Annotated in this window: 1 protein-coding gene; it reads right to left on the minus strand. The window is 28.5% G+C overall.

Annotated elements, in window-relative coordinates; genetic code table 11:
* A partial coding sequence (locus SB764_RS40860; RefSeq protein WP_410866877.1) for a condensation domain-containing protein occupies positions 1 to 267 on the minus strand: 267 nt, incomplete at both ends.

The following is a 267-nucleotide window of genomic DNA, read 5'->3' on the forward strand; positions in this document are numbered from 1 at the left end:
TATTATTCACATCAAATAAAATACTATTACCATCATAGGTCTTGAATCCAGATCGTGAAAAATCTGTAGGAATTGTAGAAACAGGAATAGTTCCCCCTAACTTTTCCATCCAAAACATTTTACTTTTATTTAGTTTTCCATTATGAATAAGTTTATTCTGCCATTCAGCATAATCTTTATATTGTAATTTTACTTCAGGAGAAATTGTTTCGTTATCTAAATAAAGTTGAATCAACTCATTGAATAAAAGTGTGAATGACCAACCAT

The sequence above is a fragment of the Paraburkholderia sp. SIMBA_027 genome (genome assembly GCF_046535315.1).
GTDB lineage: Bacteria > Pseudomonadota > Gammaproteobacteria > Burkholderiales > Burkholderiaceae > Paraburkholderia > Paraburkholderia tropica.